Genomic DNA, 252 nt, shown 5'->3' on the forward strand with positions numbered 1-252 from the left:
CGACAACACCAGCTCGACGGTCTGGCGCTTGTATTCTTCGGTAAATGACCGACGTTGACGTTCCATTCAACACCTCCGGGCTCAATGAGCCTACTACAGGTGTCCACTCATTCGGAGGAGGTTCAGGGGGCTGGCACAGGCGGTCGCCACCAGCAAGGCTTCTTCCTTGCCGGTGAGTTTGCGCTCCGCTCCGGGACGCGGCTCTTCGCTCAGCGCCCGCTCCAGATTGCCTTCCACGAAGCGTCGCTTGGT

General features: G+C 60.7%; 1 pseudogene. It reads right to left on the reverse strand.

What is annotated here, in order from left to right:
* Positions 1 to 126 precede the first annotated feature (126 nt).
* Positions 127 to 252: pseudogene (locus tag ACZYOF_RS44905) on the reverse strand (IS630 family transposase); the annotation flags it as partial.

It is taken from the genome of Bradyrhizobium sp. LeoA1Lang (assembly GCF_055413685.1).